This is a genomic window from Erythrobacter sp. QSSC1-22B, from assembly GCF_001678665.1.
Lineage (GTDB): Bacteria > Pseudomonadota > Alphaproteobacteria > Sphingomonadales > Sphingomonadaceae > Qipengyuania.
Map to the genome: position 1 here is coordinate 264,930 of NZ_LZRP01000001.1, position 16,512 is coordinate 281,441.

Annotated in this window: 14 protein-coding genes; 4 read left to right on the top strand and 10 right to left on the bottom strand. The window is 64.8% G+C overall.

All coding sequences use genetic code 11. From position 1 onward, the window contains the following. The first annotated feature begins 110 nt into the window (after positions 1-110). Entirely contained in the window at positions 111-2,180 is a 2,070-nt protein-coding gene (locus tag A9995_RS01225) for an amino acid permease (protein WP_067608018.1), read from the top strand. A gap of 119 nt (positions 2,181-2,299) precedes the next feature. Here the strand turns inward: A9995_RS01225 and A9995_RS01230 are convergent, their stop codons facing one another. The 8 genes from A9995_RS01230 to A9995_RS01265 form a co-directional block, all read right to left on the bottom strand. Further along, the gene (locus A9995_RS01230; protein WP_067608021.1) at positions 2,300-2,734 is read right to left on the bottom strand and encodes a DUF1330 domain-containing protein; all 435 of its coding nucleotides are present in this window, start codon (positions 2,732-2,734) and stop codon (positions 2,300-2,302) included. A 40-nt stretch (positions 2,735-2,774) separates the two neighbouring features. Then, the gene (locus tag A9995_RS01235; RefSeq protein WP_199797189.1) at positions 2,775-4,373 is read right to left on the bottom strand and encodes a long-chain fatty acid--CoA ligase; all 1,599 of its coding nucleotides are present in this window, start codon (positions 4,371-4,373) and stop codon (positions 2,775-2,777) included. Positions 4,374-4,417: 44 nt separating this feature from the next. Further along, on the bottom strand, positions 4,418-7,918 hold the full coding sequence (gene dnaE / locus A9995_RS01240; protein WP_067609423.1) for a DNA polymerase III subunit alpha: 3,501 nt from the start codon (positions 7,916-7,918) through the stop codon (positions 4,418-4,420). Positions 7,919-8,011: 93 nt separating this feature from the next. Continuing rightward, positions 8,012-8,341, bottom strand: a complete 330-nt coding sequence (locus tag A9995_RS01245) for a hypothetical protein (RefSeq protein ID WP_067608026.1) — start codon at positions 8,339-8,341, stop codon at positions 8,012-8,014. Positions 8,342-8,380: 39 nt separating this feature from the next. After that, positions 8,381-8,860, bottom strand: coding sequence for a glutathione peroxidase (locus A9995_RS01250; protein ID WP_067608029.1), 480 nt, complete (start codon positions 8,858-8,860; stop codon positions 8,381-8,383). Between the two features lie 10 nt (positions 8,861-8,870). Next, positions 8,871-9,149: a hypothetical protein gene (locus A9995_RS01255; protein ID WP_067608031.1), complete on the bottom strand. Its 279-nt coding sequence runs from the start codon at positions 9,147-9,149 to the stop codon at positions 8,871-8,873. Between the two features lie 48 nt (positions 9,150-9,197). After that, complete coding sequence (locus A9995_RS01260) at positions 9,198-9,872, bottom strand: ABC transporter ATP-binding protein (RefSeq protein ID WP_067608034.1); 675 nt, start codon at positions 9,870-9,872, stop codon at positions 9,198-9,200. Further along, on the bottom strand, positions 9,865-11,106 hold the full coding sequence (locus tag A9995_RS01265; RefSeq protein ID WP_067608037.1) for a lipoprotein-releasing ABC transporter permease subunit: 1,242 nt from the start codon (positions 11,104-11,106) through the stop codon (positions 9,865-9,867). The genes A9995_RS01260 and A9995_RS01265 overlap by 8 nt, the downstream gene beginning before the upstream one ends. Before the next feature lie 215 nt (positions 11,107-11,321). Here A9995_RS01265 and purF point away from each other — a divergent pair, with 215 nt between their 5' ends. The 3 genes from purF (at position 11,322) to A9995_RS01280 (ending at position 13,963) form a co-directional block, all read left to right on the top strand. Further along, positions 11,322-12,794: an amidophosphoribosyltransferase gene (gene purF, locus A9995_RS01270; RefSeq protein ID WP_067608039.1), complete on the top strand. Its 1,473-nt coding sequence runs from the start codon at positions 11,322-11,324 to the stop codon at positions 12,792-12,794. After that, positions 12,794-13,519 carry an SDR family NAD(P)-dependent oxidoreductase gene (locus tag A9995_RS01275; protein WP_067608042.1) on the top strand — a complete coding sequence of 242 codons (726 nt, stop codon included), beginning with the start codon at positions 12,794-12,796 and terminating at the stop codon, positions 13,517-13,519. Before purF ends, A9995_RS01275 begins: the two co-directional genes overlap by 1 nt. A gap of 105 nt (positions 13,520-13,624) precedes the next feature. Continuing rightward, complete coding sequence (locus A9995_RS01280; protein ID WP_067608045.1) at positions 13,625-13,963, top strand: PilZ domain-containing protein; 339 nt, start codon at positions 13,625-13,627, stop codon at positions 13,961-13,963. Between the two features lie 21 nt (positions 13,964-13,984). Here A9995_RS01280 and A9995_RS01285 read toward each other — a convergent pair whose 3' ends face one another. After that, positions 13,985-15,187 carry a serine hydrolase gene (locus tag A9995_RS01285; RefSeq protein WP_067608048.1) on the bottom strand — a complete coding sequence of 401 codons (1,203 nt, stop codon included), beginning with the start codon at positions 15,185-15,187 and terminating at the stop codon, positions 13,985-13,987. Further along, a complete protein-coding gene (locus A9995_RS01290) occupies positions 15,184-16,485 on the bottom strand; it encodes a cyclopropane-fatty-acyl-phospholipid synthase family protein (protein WP_082992444.1) in 1,302 nt (433 codons plus the stop codon). Before A9995_RS01290 ends, A9995_RS01285 begins: the two co-directional genes overlap by 4 nt. Positions 16,486-16,512 lie beyond the last annotated feature (27 nt).

Here is a 16,512-nt window from a genome sequence, read left to right on the forward strand (position 1 = left end):
TGCGAAAGCGGCACTGCCGGGCGATATCGAGGTCAGCCATGGCCATCCCGGCATTGAGTTCGAAAGGAACGGGCATCCCAGATCCAGATCTTCCCGCAAATCCCAAGAAAATGTCGAAGAACCTCAAGCTGTTCGACGTCTATGCCGTCGCAACGGGAGCGATGTTCTCTTCCGGCCTGTTCCTCCTTCCAGGCATTGCAGCGGCTCAGACGGGTAACTCGGTCTATCTCGCGTATCTGGTCGCCGGGTTGATGATCCTGCCGGCGATGTTCTGCATGGCGGAACTGTCGACCGCGATGCCGCGAGCGGGCGGAGCGTATTTCTTTCTCGATCGTAGCATGGGCCCGTTGATGGGCACGGTCGGAGGTGTGGGATCCTGGGTGGCGACGGTGTTCAAGAGCGCTTTCGCCCTGGTCGGGATGGGGGCCTATCTTGCGATCTACATCGACTTGCCGATCACGGTTACGGCCATCGTACTGACCGTCGCCTTCGGCCTGCTCAACGTCTTCGGAGCGAAAGAGACGACGCTGCTGCAGCGCATTCTGGTGGGGACGCTGGTGGTGATCCTGACCGCCTTCGTCACGATCGGCCTGGCGCGCACGGGAATAGCCGATGTGCTGACGCCCGAGCCGGCGTATGGCGCTTTTTTCCGCGACGGCTTCGGCGGGTTCTTTGCGACGATCGGGCTTGTCTTCGTATCCTATGCAGGGCTTACCAAGGTCGCCAGCATCTCCGAAGAAATCGAGAATCCCGATCGCAATATCCCCCTGGGGATGGTGCTTTCGCTCTTCACCGCCACCGTGATCTACACTTTGGGCACGCTGTTGATGGTGACTGTTCTGCCACCGCAGGAACTGTTCGAAAGCCTCACGCCCGTGGCGGATGCAGGCGAGGTCTTCCTTGGCGGTTTGCCATACGATCTGGGCGTCACGCTTGTCGTCGTGGCGGCTGTCGCTGCGTTCGCCTCGACCGGGAATGCCGGGATCATGTCCGCTTCGCGCTATCCCTTCGCCATGGCGAAAGACAAGCTGTTGCCGTCGCGACTGAGCGTGCTGGGCCGCAGCGGCACACCGGTGCTGGCCATTGCCGTCACCGTGGTCACCATGATCGCAGTGCTGTTGGTCTTCGACGTCGAGTCGGTGGCCAAGCTTGCCAGCGCATTCCAGCTCCTGTTGTTCGGACTGGTCTGCCTCGCGGTGATCGTGATGCGCGAGAGCCGGATAGACAGCTATCGGCCGGGGTTCAAAGTGCCGCTTTACCCATGGCTTCCCCTGATCGGGGTCCTCCTGGCATTCTGGCTGATCCTCGAAATGGGTGCGGTGTCCATCCTGTTCACTGCCCTGCTCGCTGTCGGATGCGGCCTTTACTACCAGTTCTATGCCTCGAAGCGGGTGAAACGACGCGGCGCGATCTTTCATATGCACCGTCATCTGGGCCACAGCACTTATGAGGGGATCGAGCGCGAGTTGTCCTCGATCGTCCATGAGAAGACCCAGCCGCAAAACCTGAACTACGAGAGCGTCGTGGCACGCTCGGTGCTACTCGATCGTACGGAGGGGCGTTTCGATCGCAAGCGGCTTGTCGAAGAGATGGTCGAAGTCGCACAGCAGCGGTTCGGAATGGATGAGAGTGCCATCCGGGCCGTGTTCGAAGGCGAACGGATGGATGTGCATGCGATCCGCCCGAACATGTATCTGGCCTACAAATCGGTTCCCGACCTCGAGCAATCCCAGCTTTTCATTTTCCGCTTCGGGGGAGGCGCGACGGTCGACATCCTGGGTTCCCGCGATGTCCACACGCTGATGTATCTGATCCTGCCGCAAGAGCCGGCCGGGCTGGACCTGCGGATCGTGGGCCATCTGGCAGAAGTGGCGCAAAGCGACAAATTCGAAGAGCGCTGGCTTGATGCGAATGACGAAAAGGACCTCACCAAGGTTCTCGTCCGCGACGACCATTTCGTTCGGGATCACGTTTCCGAAATCCCGGCTCTGTCCTCACAGCTGGACTCCGATCTCGGGGAAATCGAGCTGCCCGGCTCCTGTCTGGTCGTGATGATAGAGCGCGACGGCAAGCTTATCATTGGAAGAAGCGATTTACGGCTCCAGGAGCGTGACCTCATTTCGATCCTCGGCGAACCAGAGGACTTGAGCCTGCTTTTCGATCCGTCCTATCTCGATTGACCGCGCAGAGAGCTGTTCGACTGTTTGATTTACCCCGTCGGATTCCCTCGGTGGCCTTGCCCGTCCGCACCGCCCCGCAACTGCGCTCCTGGCGAGGACGACCTAAACATCGCGCTCTTCTAGAACCCCTCGCCCGCCTCGCCCGGCGCGAAGCGCACTAGCCTGCTGTCGATCAGCGCCGCGGTGCGGTTGACGACCGCCTTCTGGTATTCGGGATCGGTGACCATCTCGAGGAAGGCCCCGGCGGTCGGATATTGCGCGACGAAGCCGTCGTCCCAGCGCATCGCATCGGGGCCGGTCACTACCGTTTCGAACAATCCGCGCCAGACGATACTGCCGCCCACGCGCTTGAAGATCGGGCCGGAGGTGGCACCGTATTCCTCATAGGCCCGCCGCCCGCTCCATCCCTTGCCGGCGTTCTCGTGCCCATCGGGATATTCCGCCACATCGCGATATTGCAGCAGGTTGAGCATATGGATCGGCCGGTCGCGTGGCAGGTCCTTGAAGGCGTCAAAATTGGCGCGGCTCGGGTCGATATAGGTCTCGTTGGACATGGGTTTCCTCGGTTTCTGCCAATTCGCCGACTGCCTGCGATCACTCTTTTAGACGGTATTCCGCAAAGCGATCGCGCAGATCTTTCTTGCTGATCTTGCCGGTGGCGGTGTGGGGGATGTCGTCGACAAATTCGACCGCATCGGGCAGCCACCATTTGGCGACCTTGTCGGCCAGGAATTCGATCACCTCGCCACCTGTCACATCGTGGCCTTCCTTCTTGACCACGAACAGCACCGGGCGCTCGTCCCATTTGGGGTGGTGGATCCCGATCGCGGCGGCCTCGGCCACCGCCGGATGGCCGACCGCTGCGTTCTCCAGCTCGACCGAGCTGATCCATTCACCGCCCGACTTGATCACGTCCTTGGTGCGGTCGGTGATCTGCATGGTGCCATCGGGATGCAGGATCGCGACATCGCCGGTGTCGAACCAGCCGCCCTCGAGCAGCGCGTCCTCCTCGGCGCGGAAATAGCGCCGGATCACCCATGGCCCGCGGATGTGCAGTGCGCCCGAGCTCTCGCCATCGCGCGGCAGGACCTGGGTGGGATCGTCGAGGCTGACGGTGCGCAGCTCGACCCCGAAGGTCGGGCGGCCCTGCATCGCGGTCTTGTCGACCTGTTCCTCGAAGGTGAGCTGGTCCCAATCGTGGGTCGGGCCGCCGACCGTGCCGATCGGGCTGGTCTCGGTCATCCCCCAGGCGTGCTGGACACGGGTGCCGTTCTTCATCAGCCGCTCGATCATGAAGCGCGGCGCGGCCGAGCCGCCGATGGTCGCAGCCTTGAGCTTGGGCAGCTCGAGCCCCTTGGCATCGCAATACTGGAAATGCGCCAGCCACACGGTGGGCACGCCGGCGCTGTCGGTGACGCCTTCAGTCTTCATCAGCTCGTCGAGCACCGCGGGATCGTTGACCGCGGAAAACACGAATTTGATCCCCGCCATCGCGCCCGCATAGGGCAGGCCCCAGCTTGCAGCGTGGAACATCGGCACCACGGGGAGCATTACGCTCGAGGCGCTGAAGTTGAACGCCGCGGGTTGGAGCCCGGCAATGGCGTGAAGCACGGTCGAGCGGTGTTCGTAGAGCACGCCCTTGGGATGCCCGGTGGTGCCGCTGGTGTAACACAGCATGCACGGATCGCGCTCGTCGCCCTCGACCCATTCGAAATCGCCATCCTGCTGGCCGATCCAGTCTTCGAAGGCCGGCGCGTGCTCATCCGAATCGTAGCAGATGTAGTGCTCGATCGTGGTCCAGCGGTCGCGCATCATGTCGACCACCGGCTGGAAGGCCGCATCGTAACACAGCACCTTATCCTCCGCGTGGTTGACGATATATTCGAGCTGATCCTCGAACAGGCGCGGGTTCACCGTGTGCAGCACCCCGCCCATTCCGGCTACACCATACCAGCTGACCAGATGGCGCGCGTGGTTCATCGCCAGGCTGGCAACCCGGTCGCCGGGTTTCACCCCCAGCGCCTGAAGCGCCTGCGCCATTTTCAGCGCGTCGCGGCGGATGCCGTTCCAGTCGGTGCGCGTTTCGCTGCCATCGGCCCAGCGCGTGACGATTTCGCGCGTCCCCGCTTCGCGCGCGGCGTGATCGATCACATGCGTTACCCGCATGGTCCAGTCCTGCATGGCTCCCGACATTCGCAACTCTCTCCCGTGTTTGCTGCCCGTTGGTGGGCATGCATTCAGGCGACGAGGCGGAGATGACTCCCACCGCGCCGCGTGGTCAGATGCACATTGGCAAGCCCGGGCACGCTTGCCAAGCGTTCGGCGAGTTCGCCGTCGAGCTGGAACCCGCTGCCGAGCCTTAACGTGGGCTCGATCGCCAGCCCGGTGCGCAGCGTGGCGATGACCTCGCCGGTGCCGCCGGTTTCCCCGAGCTCCATCTGCAGCGCGGCAAGACCCGCCTCCTCGGTGACATCGAGGCTGAGCGTCATCCGGGCGCTGCTCGAGACCTGTTCGAGCGGCACCCCGCCGCGCACGGTGATCCGCGGCGGCTCATCGGGGCTCGGGCTGTCGAGCTCGACCTGCAACAGCAGGCAGGTCTGGTCCTCGGCCCAACGGAGGAAATTCTCGACCAGGCTTTCCTCGAAACAGGCGGCGCTGAACTGGCCGGAGGCATCGGAGAAATCGGCGCGGACAAAGGGCTTGCCGCGCCGCGTCGTGCCCTTGTTCACCTTTTCGATCATCGCCGCCATCACCGCCGGCGCGCGTCCGCCCACAGGGGCTGCGCCAGTCATCAACGAAGCGTAGCTGCGCGCGCCATTGGCCGAGGCGACCTGACGCCAGGCCTGGACCGGGTGATCGGAAAAATAGAACCCGAAATTGTCGCGCTCATGCGCCATCATCTGCGCGCGCGGCCACGGTTCGACCTCCTTGAGCCTGAGTGTCTCGCCCTGATGGCTTTCCTCGCCGCCGAACAGCGCCGCCTGCCCGCTCGAGCGCTCGCGCTCGGCGGCATCGGCCACCGCCAGCAACAGGTCGGCATTCTCGAACACCTTGGCGCGGTTGGGCTCGAGCGAATCGAGCGCGCCGGTGCAGGCCAGCGCCTCGAGCTGGCGCGAATTCATCGAGCCCTTGGGGAGCCGTCCGAACAGGTCGGACAGGCTCTCGAACGGGCCCGAGGCATCGCGCTCGGCGCAGATCGCGTCCATCGCCTTGCCGCCGACATTGCGGATCCCCGCCAGCGCATAGCGCACCGCATAGCCATCGTCGGTCTGCTCGACCCCGAATTCGGCGACCGAGGCGTTGATGCAGGGCGGCGCGATGGTCACCCCGCCCGGCCGCAGCGGCGAGCGGCGTGCGTCGTCGACGAACACTGCGAGCTTTTCCGACTGGTGCATGTCGAAACACATCGAGGCGGCGAAGAACTCTTCCGGGTAATGCGCCTTCATCCAGGCGGTCTGGTAGGCGAGCAGCGCATAGGCGGCGGCGTGCGACTTGTTGAAACCGTAGCCGGCGAATTTGTCGATCAAGTCGAACAGCTCGTTGGCCTTGCGGGCATCGATCCCCGAGACGGTCTTGCAGCCATCGACGAAGCGCTGGCGCTGGGCGTCCATCTCGGCCTGGACCTTCTTGCCCATCGCGCGCCGCAACAGATCGGCATCGCCGAGCGAATAGCCCGCGAGGATCTGCGCGGCCTGCATCACCTGTTCCTGATAGACGAAAATGCCGTAGGTCTCGGCGAGGATTTCCTCCAGTCGGGGGTGCGGGTACTCGATCGGCACCTCGCCCGCCTTGCGCTTGCCGAACAGAGGGATGTTGTCCATCGGGCCCGGGCGATAGAGCGAGACCAGCGCGATGATGTCGCCGAAATTGGTCGGCTTCACCGCGGTCAGCGTGCGGCGCATGCCCTCGGATTCGAGCTGGAAGACGCCCACCGTGTGGCCCGATTTCATCAGCTCGTAGACCGCCGGATCGTCGAGCTCGAGCAGCGCGAGATCGATGCTGACGCCGCGTTTCTCCAGCAGATCGGTCGCCTTCTTGAGCACCGACAGCGTCTTGAGGCCGAGAAAGTCGAACTTGACCAGACCGCTCGACTCGACATGCTTCATGTCGAACTGCGTCACCGGCATGTCCGAACGCGGATCGCGGTAAAGCGGCACCAGCTGCGCCAGCGGCCTGTCGCCGATCACAACGCCCGCGGCGTGGGTCGAGGAATTGCGCGGAAAACCCTCGAGCTGCATCGCCAGATCGACCAGCCGCTTCACATCATTGTCGTTCTCGTATTCGCGGCGGAAATCGGCCGCACCATTGAGCGTGCGCGGCAGCGTCCACGGGTCGGTGGGATGGTTCGGCACCATCTTGCACAGCCGGTCGACCTGGCCGTAGCTCATCTGCAGGATTCGGCCCGTATCGCGGAGTACCGCGCGCGCCTTGAGCTTGCCGAAGGTGATGATCTGCGCGACGTGGTCGTGGCCGTATTTGTCCTGGACGTAGCGGATCACCTCGCCGCGGCGGGTTTCGCAGAAATCGATGTCGAAATCTGGCATCGAAACGCGTTCGGGGTTGAGGAAGCGCTCGAACAGCAGCCCGAGCTTGAGCGGATCGAGATCCGTGATGGTCAGCGCCCAGGCGACCACACTACCTGCGCCCGAACCACGCCCCGGGCCCACCGGGATATCCTGTTCCTTGGCCCATTTGATGAAATCGGCAACGATCAGGAAGTAACCGGGAAAGCCCATCTGGTTGATGATCCCGACCTCGTAGTCGAGCCGGTCGAAATACACCCGCCGCTCCTCGTCGCTCATCGCGCCGTAGGGCACCAGCCGCGCTTCCAGCCCGGCGCGCGCATCCGAGGCCAGCATCCGCGCCTCGCCCTCGACATCACCCGCGAGGCTCGGCAGAATCGGCGCGCGGTTGGGCGGCGCGAAGGCGCAGCGCTGCGCAATCACCAGCGTGTTGGCCACCGCTTCGGGGAGATCGGCGAAGCCCTCGTCCATCATGCTTGCCGATTTGACGAAGCTTTCGGGATTGGAGCGCAGCCGGTCTTCGGCATCGACATGGGTCGATCCGGCGATGCACAGCATGGCGTCGTGCGCCTTATGCATATGCGGTTCGGCGTAATTAGCTGGATTGGTGGCGACCAGCGGCAGGTCGCGGGCGTAGGCGAGCGCGATCAAAGCATCTTCCGCTGCCATCTCGACCGGATCGCCGCGCCGCGCGAGTTCGATATAGAGCCGCTCGGGGAACAGCGCCTGCAGATGGTCGAGCAACGCCTCGCCGTGGCTGGTCTGCCCCTCGGCAAGCAGCCTGGTCACCGCGCCCTCGCTGGCGCCGGTGAGCGCGATCAGGCCCTCGGTACGACCAACGAAATCCGCAAGCAGGACATGCGGCTCGAATTCGAGCGGGCGTTCGAGATGCGCCCTGCTGACGAGGTGACACAGATTGTCGTAGCCGGTCTCGTCCTGCGCATAGAGCGGGAGGTAATCGACCTGCTTGCCGGTGCTGCCATCGTCGCGCGCGCGCGCGACCCCCAGCAGCGTGCCGATGATCGGCTGGATGCCCTCGTCGAGACACGCCTTGGCGAACATGACCGCGCCGTAAAGCCCGTTGCGATCGGCCAGCGCGATGGCGGGAAAGCCGCGTTCCCTGGCCAGTTTCGCCATCGCCTTGGGCTCGATCGCGCCTTCGAGCATGGAGTAGGCGGAGAGAACGCGCAGCGGTACGAAGGGAGCAAAAGGCATGGCACGGATATGCGCTGCCGGCGCGGATTCGCCAAGGGAGCGGCGGCGGTTTTCCGGCATCGCAGCCAGCAACCAGCCGCGCCAATATTCAGGTCAGACTTCGTCGGTCGCCCTGATCTTGCGCCGCGTATCGCGCACCGTCGACCAGGCGCCGTAGAGGATCAGCGCGGCGAGAAAGATCCACACCCACAGCGGGATGTCCTGGCCGAAGATTCCCAGATAAATATAGGCGGAGACGAAGAAGAACCCCGCCAGCATGGTCGGCAGCACGGTCGAGCGACCGGCGCGCGCGCGCTTCACCAGCCAGGCGATCGAGCCGAGAAAGAACGGGATTGCGCCGATATAGATCGCCCCGAAAACATAGGGGTTCACATTGTATTGCCCGCCGAGCGACAGCAGCCAGTCGTTGAAGGCTTCGAGCATGGGTTTCTCCTGTGGCCCATTCGGCGCCACGCAATCCGGTTAGAGCAGCGCTTCGATATCCGCAGCTATACCAGCGGGCTTGTCGCTGGGGCCGTAGCGCCTGACCACCTTGCCGTCGCGGTCGATCAGGAATTTGGTGAAGTTCCACTTGATCGCTTTGGAGCCCAGCACGCCCTTGGCCTCGCGCTTGAGCCAGTCGAACAGCGGACTGGCGCCGGGTCCGTTGACCTCGACCTTTTCCATCAAGGGGAAGGTGACGCCGAAATTGACCTTGCAGAATTCGCCGATTTCTTCGGCAGAGCCCGGTTCCTGCCCGCCGAACTGGTTGCAGGGGAAGCCCAGCACCTCGAAACCGCGATCGCCGAAATCGCGGTAAAGCTCCTCCAGCCCGTCATATTGCGGGGTGAAGCCGCATTTGCTCGCGGTGTTGACCACCAGCAGCACCTTGCCCAGCTTCTCGCCAAGGTCGAGCGGCTCGCCGCGATTGGTGGTGACCGTGAAATCGGCGATGCTGGTCATCGAAACGCGCTCATCCTTGCGGGAAATCCTTGCGCTGGGCCAGCGAAGCGACTTCCTCGGCGTGAAATTCGCGATCGCCGGCCTTCTCGATGTAATAGCTGCTGCGCTCCGTTTCGGGGAGCATCATCATGTGGCGTATAATCTCGGCGAATGTACCGGAACGCAAGCCCTTGGCACTATCCAGCAGGCTATTGTTTTCACCGACCCGGTGAAGCGAGGCGCGGTCGTCCCACTGGATGCCTTCGCGGTGCGTATCGTGGGCGTGAAATGTGCTTGGATGGTCAGTCATTCGATGCTCCCTTTGGCCGGTCTAACGCCCGACCCGCGCTGTGGGTCCTCAATCCAGCCGACCTTCGTGCAACCGCAGCACCCGGTCCATCTTCGCCGCCAGCCGCTCGTTGTGCGTCGCGACCAGCGCGGCGCTGCCTTCGCCGCGAACCAGCTCGAGGAATTGCGCCAGCACCTTGTCGCTGGTCGCCTCGTCGAGATTGCCGGTGGGTTCGTCGGCCAGCACCAGCGTAGGGCGATTGGCCAGCCCGCGCGCCACCGCGACGCGTTGCTGCTCGCCGCCCGAAAGCTGGCTGGGCCGATGCGTCAGCCGGTGACCCAGCCCGAGCGCGGTGAGCAGCTCCTCGGCCCGCACCTGCGAATCGGCGCGCGAGCGATTGGCGATCATCTGCGGCAGGACGACATTCTCGCGCGCGTCGAAATCGGGCAGCAGGTGGTGGAACTGGTAGACGAAGCCCAGATGGTCGCGGCGCAGCAGCGTTCGCGCATGGGCATCCTTCTGGTCGACCGGCTTGCCCGCAATGCGGATTTCGCCGCCGAAGCCGCCTTCGAGCAACCCGACCGCCTGCAACAGCGTCGACTTGCCCGAGCCCGAGGGACCGAGCAGCGCGACGATCTCGCCGGGCTGGATCGCCATATCCACGCCGCGCAGCACGTCGATCCGCACCCCGCCCTGTTCGAAGCTGCGGGTCAGCCCGCGCAATTCGAGGACCGGCTCATTCATAACGCAACACCTGCACCGGATCGGTCCCCGAGGCCTTGAGCGCCGGGTAGAGCGTGGCGAGGAAGCTGAGCCCCAATGCCAGCAGCACGATCATCGCGATCTCGACCGGGTCCGCCTGCGCGGGCAAAGTCGAAAGGAAGCGCACCTCCGGGTCCCACAGGTCCTGCCCGGTTACCAGTCCGATGAACTCGACGATCGGCTGGCGGAAATAGAGCACGATCGTGCCGAGGATCAGCCCGGCGACCGTGCCGATTGCGCCGACGGTAAAGCCGGTGGTGACGAATATCTTGAGCAGACTTCGCCGCGTCGCCCCCATTGTGCGCATGATCGCGATGTCGCGGGTCTTGGCGCGCACCAGCATCACCAGGCTGGAGAGAATGTTGAATGCGGCCACCAGCACCATGAAACTGAGCGCAAAGGCCATCGCCACGCGCTCGACCTGAAGGGCTTCGAACAAAGTGGAATTGATCGTCTTCCAGTCGGAGACCACCGCCCTGCCCGCGACTGCTTCCGCCACCGGTTGGAGGATTTGCCCGACATTGTCAGGGTCGTCGACCGTCACCTCGATCATGCTCACGATATCGCCCAGCAGCAGCAGCGTCTGGGCATCCGCCATCGGCATGATGACGAAGGCCTGGTCGTATTCGTAAATACCCACCTCGAAGATCGCGGAGACGGTGTAGCCGACCTGTCGTGGCACGGTCCCGAATGGAGTCGAGCGACCCTGCGGGTTGATGATCGTGATGGTGTCGCCCACCCGCGCGCCGATGTTCTGCGCCAGCCGCACGCCGATCGCGACATTGCTGGCGCCGGCGCGCAACGCGCTGATATCGCCGCTCACCACATTGGGGGTCATCCCCTGAATGTCCTCGGCGGTGTTGCCGCGCACCAGCACCGCCTCGACCCGGCCGTTGAAGCTGGTCAACAGCGGCTGCTCGATCAGCGGCGAGGCATCGACGACGCCAGGGGTCGAGCGCACTTTCTCGAGGATATCCTCCCAATCGTCCATCCGCCCGCCATAGGCCTGGACGATGGCATGGCCGTTGAGCCCGACGATCTTGTCGAGCAGTTCGGCGCGAAACCCGTTCATCACGCTCATCACGATGACCAGCATCGCGACCGACAGCATCACCACACCCACCGAAATCCCGGCGACGAGCGCAATGAAGGCCTCGCTCTTGCCGGGCAGCAAATAGCGTTTGGCGATGGTCCATTCGAAGGGAGAAAGCAGCAAGATCGGGGTTTCGCCAGGCGGTTGCAGGAGAGCAGCGCTCTAGGCAGGCTTTGCTTTCGCTGCAATGAAATCCCGGTGGTTTCCGCATTCGCTCGCGCGTCGCGGCGTCCGGGTGGATCATGCACGACCCATCGCGCTAGCCTTGTAATCGGAGCGTAATATCGCCATTGGACCTGCGAGCGGACGGCCCGGCGGCCACCCCATATAGGCGAGCGATGAACCTCACCCATCCCTTCCACGATGCGGACGGCGACAAGCTGCGCGAAGAGTGCGGCGTGTTCGGCGCCATCAATGCCACCGATGCCTCCGCGGCAACGGCGCTGGGCCTCCACGCGCTGCAGCACCGCGGACAGGAGGCGGTCGGGATCACCTCCTTCGACGGACAGGAATTCTACAGCCGCCGGGGCCTTGGCCATGTGGCGGACAATTTCTCCGGACAGGACGCGATCGCCGAACTGCCGGGGATGATGGCCGCGGGGCATGTCCGCTATTCCACCACCGGCGGCGCCGGTCTGCGCAACGTCCAGCCGCTCTATGCCGATCTGGCGGGCGGCGGTTTTGCGGTGGCGCACAATGGCAATATCTCCAACGCCGGGACCTTGCGCGAGGATCTGGTGCGCCGCGGGTCGATCTTCCAGTCGACCAGCGACACCGAGGTGATCATTCACCTCGTCGCCACCAGCCGCTATCCCACCATTACCGACCGGCTGATCGATGCGCTGCGGCTGCTCGAGGGTGCCTATGCGCTCGTCGTCATGACCCCGGCCGGGATGATCGCCTGCCGCGACCCGCTGGGTATCCGCCCACTGGTGATGGGCCGGATCGGCGACGCCACGGTGTTTGCCAGCGAAAGCGTCGCCTTCGACGTGATGGGCGCCGAACTGGTGCGCGAGGTCGAACCGGGCGAGCTGATCAAGGTGGATTTCGACGGCAATGTCGATTCGCTCCACCCCTTCGGCAACCATTCGCCGCGCCCCTGCATCTTCGAGCATGTCTATTTCAGCCGCCCCGACAGCATCTTTGCCGGGCGCAGCGTCTACGAGGCGCGCAAGGCGATTGGCGCGCAGCTGGCGGTGGAAAGCCCCTGTGAGGCCGATCTGGTGGTGCCCGTCCCCGACAGCGGCGTCCCCGCGGCGATCGGCTATGCCCAGCAATCGGGGGTGCCGTTCGAACTGGGGATCATCCGTTCGCATTATGTCGGGCGGACCTTTATCCAGCCGTCGGATGGCGCGCGTCACGCCGGGGTCAAGCGCAAGCACAACGCCAATCGCGCGCTCGTGGCGGGTAAACGCATCGTGCTGATCGACGATTCGATCGTGCGTGGCACCACCAGCCTCTCGATCGTCGAGATGATGCGCGATGCCGGCGCCACCGAAGTGCATTTCCGCGTCGCCAGCCCGCCCACCGCGCACAGCTGTTTCTACGGCGTGGATACGCCAGAACGCTCCAAGCTGCTGGCCGCGCGGATGGATCTGGAACCGATGCGTCAATTCATCAAGGCCGACAGCCTCGCCTTCGTCTCGATCGACGGGCTCTATCGCGCCGTCGGCGACAAACCGCGCGACTCGGCCTGCCCGCAATTCTGCGACGCCTGCTTCACCGGCGACTATCCCACCTCGCTGACCGATATCGCCCGGCGCGACGATGCGCAGGGCCAGCTCTCGCTGCCGGTCGGAAAGGTCGCGTAATGACGGAACAGGCGAAACCGCTTGCGGGAAAAACTGCGCTCGTAACCGGCGCGAGCAAGGGCATCGGCGCCGCGACCGCCTTGGCGCTGGCCGAGGCCGGCGCTCATGTCGTGCTGACGGGGCGCGACGTCCGTTCGCTCGAGCAGGTCGAGGATCGCATCCACGCGGTCGGCGGCAGCGCGACCATCGCCCCGGTCGATTTCGAGGAGAACGACGGGATCGCCCGCCTCGCGCAGGCGATCTCCGGGCGCTGGGACGTGCTCGACATCCTCGTCATCTCCGCCGCCTTCCTGCCCACGCTGAGCCCGGTCACACAGATCGATCGCAAGGAATTCGGCAGGGCAGTGACGGTCAACATCCTCGCCACCCAGGCGCTGCTCGCGGCGTTCGATCCGCTGCTCAAGCGCGCCGAGGCAGGCCGCGTCATCGGGCTGACCAGCAGCGTCGGCGCCGATCCGCGCGCCTATTGGTCGGCCTATGGCTCGACCAAGGCGGCGTTCGACAATCTGCTCGAATCCTACGCCCGCGAGGTCGAGAAGATCGGCAATATCCGCGTCGCCATCCTCGATCCCGGCGCCACCCGCACCAGCATGCGCGCCAAGGCCTATCCCGGCGAGGACCCCAAAACCGTCAAGGAGCCAGGCGTGGTCTCCGCCCGGATCGTCGAGCTGGTGGTTAATGGCTACGAGACCGCACACCGAGAGCGCGTGGCGGAGCCCGGTTAACCAGCCGCGCTAGCGATTTGACAAGCAAGTTCCCCGACAAGTGACGGGCCTGGCGGGTGGACCGAATTCCGCCCACCAGCCCTTTCGGATCGAGGACGGGCGACCATGACGACCAACGCCTTTGAGGACAGCTACCAGCGCGCCGCTCAGGAAGACCGCTGCGGCCCGCGCACCCGGCTGGCCATTCCCTCACAATTGCGCGCTTCGGGCGGGCGCGGTTTTCGCACCTTCGTGCAGGATTTGTCGATCTCGGGCTTTTCCGCCGCTGCGATCAACCGGATGCACGAAGGCCAATTGTGCTGGCTGACGATGCCCGGCTTGCAATCGATGCAGGCTCAGGTCGTCTGGTGGCAGGACTGCACCGTCGGCTGCGCCTTCACCGAGTTGCTCAGCCCGATCGTCCACGACGACATCATCGCGCGGTATCGCGGCGACGGGGGCTGACCCCGCCGCCGCATTTCCAGCCTATTCGAGTGCTGCCAGCTTGGCGGTGATCCCGAGCCACCGGCGCCGCAGATCGCCGCTGCTCGCGGTCGGCCAATTGCTGACGATCGCGACCACGATGTCCTTTTCGGGCACCAGCGTGATCGACTGGCCGAAAATCCCCTGCGCGCCGAAATTGCCGCCGGGATAGGTCCACCACTGATAGCCATAGCCGAAGCCCTGCCCGCCGAAATCGACCTGCTGCGCGCCCGCCTCGCCGAACCAGCCGACCGGCACGACGTCGCCGCCGCCCTCGAGCGCAAACTGGCCGAAGCGCGCGTAATCCGCCAGCCGCAGCGACAGGCAGCAGCCGCCGACATTGCCACCGCGCGGATCGGTCATCCAGAACATGTCGCCCTCGAAGCCCGCGGCATCGACGATGTTCTCCTTGGCATAGCCCGCCAGCGACATGCCGACCGCGTTCTCGACCAGCAGGCCAAGCAGATTGGTCTCGCCGGTCTTGTAGACCCATTTCTCGCCCGGAGGCGCTTCGCGCGGCAATGCGCGCATCTGCGCGACGATGGCATCTGGCCCATGTTCGAGGACGAAGCGATTGAGCTGCGCGACATCGCTGGCAGGATCGCTGTAATCTTCGTTCCATGCGACGCCCGAGGTCATGGTGGCGAGTTGGCGGACCGAGACCTCGTCATAGGCCGAGCCGACCAGCCCGGGCACATATTGCGTCACCGGATCGTCGAGGCTGGCGATATGGCCGTCGCGCAAGGCGGCGCCGAGCAGGGTCGAGGTGAAGCTTTTCGCCACCGAGAAGCTGGTCCAGCGCTGCTCGGGTCCGAAGCCGGGGGCATAGTCCGCGAAGCGGACCGCCCCGGCCTGGAGCACCATCACCCCGACCGCACCGGTGCCTTCCATCGCGCTGCGAATTTCGGTGGCGAGGCCCGCGGGCAAGGCCGCGCCCGTGGGCAGCGCGCGCGGGCTCGGATCGGCAGCGACTTCGTGGCCAGCGAACCAGCTCTCCATATCGCGGAAGCGCGCCAGCCGCGTCGCATCGTCCCAGAACAGCACCTGCAGTTCATCGGGCGCAGGCGTGATCGCGGGCAGCCGCATCACCGCCGCATCGCCCGAGGGAAGCATGGCGCCCTCGGCGGGCCGCGAACCCGTGTCCACCGTCGCGCAGGAAGCCAGCAGCAATGCCGCCAACCCGCTCGAAATCATCCGTTTCCTCATCGACTCTCTCCCTCGTTATCGTTGATCAAAGTAACCTGATGGACATCGATCCCGCCCCCGCGGAACCCGCCCTCGCAATACATCAGATAATAGCGCCACAGAGCGACGAAGCCCGGGTCGAACCCGGGCGGCAGGCGGTGCTCAGCGACGGCGCGATCGAAATTTGCGCGCCAGAGCCTGAGCGTCTCGGCGTATTGCTGTCCGAAATCGCTCTGGTCGGTCCAGCGCAGCCCGCGCTGCTCCGCCAGCCTCTGGAACTCGCTGGTGCGGATCAGCAGACCGCCGGGAAAGATATAGGCCTGGATGAAATCGGCGCTGGCGGCGTAGGCGTCGAACAGATCGTCGCGCATCGCGATATACTGGATGGCGGCGCGCCCGCCGGGTTTCAGATTGCGCGCGAGACAATCCATGAAGGTCGGCCAGTATTCGCGGCCCAATGCCTCGACCATCTCGACGCTCACCACCGCGTCGTAGCACCCGTCGGTGTCGCGGTAGTCCTGCAGCCGGAAATCGGCCCCATCCGGGTGGTGCGCCCGCGCCCAGTCGAGCTGCTCAGCCGAGAGACTGATCGCGGTCACATCAGCGCCACCGCGGGCAAGGTGGCCCGCCAGCCCGCCCCAGCCGCAGCCGATCTCGAGCACTTTTGCGGGTTTGCCCAGCCGCTGCTCGAGCGCGGTCCATTTGCGCCGCTGCGCCGCTTCGAGATCGCCATCGCTTGCGTCGATGGCCGAGGAATAGCTCATCGTCGGATCGAGCCACTGGGCGTAGAAATCATTGCCGAGATCGTAATGCGCGGCGATATTCTTCTGCGCGCCGGCATGGGTGTTGCGGTTGACCAGATGCGCCAGCCGGAGCGCGTGGCGGAACGGCCCCTTGGCGCGGCCGGTGTCGCCCAGCCGCTCGGCATGCTGCATGAACAACGCGAACAGCGGCACCGGATCGGGGCTCCACCATTCGCCCGCTTCCCAGGCCTGATACCAGCCGACCGACCCGTTGGAAGCCAGCCGCACCAGCGCGTTCCAGCTGCGCAGCTCGACCGTGCATTCGAACCCCGGCGCGCGCCCTCCCAGCAGCCGCGGCGTGCCGTCGGGCAACGTTCCGTGGATCGTGCCTTCGGTGATGGCGGCGTCGATCCGGGCGAGCAATTTTCCCAGCGCGGGCGCAGTCAGCCGAGCGAGCAGGCCGGGCTTGCGGGCGAAGCGCTGCGCACCCTCCAGCAGTCCTTGGCCGCGATCCTGGCCGCGGTCATGGCCAGGGTCGCTTCGGTGCGGTGCGCTGTGCTCGCTGATGGTCGGCATTTCCATTGCCGGGTCCTATCGCGCCGC

Coding starts and splice junctions, on each gene's coding strand:
- A9995_RS01260 (WP_067608034.1), bottom strand. CDS start 9,872: ATGAATGAGCCGGTCCTCGAATTGCGCGGGCTGACCCGCAGCTTCGAA.
- A9995_RS01225 (WP_067608018.1), top strand. CDS start 111: ATGTCGAAGAACCTCAAGCTGTTCGACGTCTATGCCGTCGCAACGGGA.
- A9995_RS01280 (WP_067608045.1), top strand. CDS start 13,625: ATGACGACCAACGCCTTTGAGGACAGCTACCAGCGCGCCGCTCAGGAA.
- A9995_RS01290 (WP_082992444.1), bottom strand. CDS start 16,485: ATGCCGACCATCAGCGAGCACAGCGCACCGCACCGAAGCGACCCTGGC.
- A9995_RS01285 (WP_067608048.1), bottom strand. CDS start 15,187: ATGAGGAAACGGATGATTTCGAGCGGGTTGGCGGCATTGCTGCTGGCT.
- A9995_RS01250 (WP_067608029.1), bottom strand. CDS start 8,860: ATGACCAGCATCGCCGATTTCACGGTCACCACCAATCGCGGCGAGCCG.
- A9995_RS01230 (WP_067608021.1), bottom strand. CDS start 2,734: ATGTCCAACGAGACCTATATCGACCCGAGCCGCGCCAATTTTGACGCC.
- A9995_RS01255 (WP_067608031.1), bottom strand. CDS start 9,149: ATGACTGACCATCCAAGCACATTTCACGCCCACGATACGCACCGCGAA.
- A9995_RS01235 (WP_199797189.1), bottom strand. CDS start 4,373: ATGTCGGGAGCCATGCAGGACTGGACCATGCGGGTAACGCATGTGATC.
- purF (WP_067608039.1), top strand. CDS start 11,322: ATGAACCTCACCCATCCCTTCCACGATGCGGACGGCGACAAGCTGCGC.
- A9995_RS01245 (WP_067608026.1), bottom strand. CDS start 8,341: ATGCTCGAAGCCTTCAACGACTGGCTGCTGTCGCTCGGCGGGCAATAC.
- A9995_RS01275 (WP_067608042.1), top strand. CDS start 12,794: ATGACGGAACAGGCGAAACCGCTTGCGGGAAAAACTGCGCTCGTAACC.
- dnaE (WP_067609423.1), bottom strand. CDS start 7,918: ATGCCTTTTGCTCCCTTCGTACCGCTGCGCGTTCTCTCCGCCTACTCC.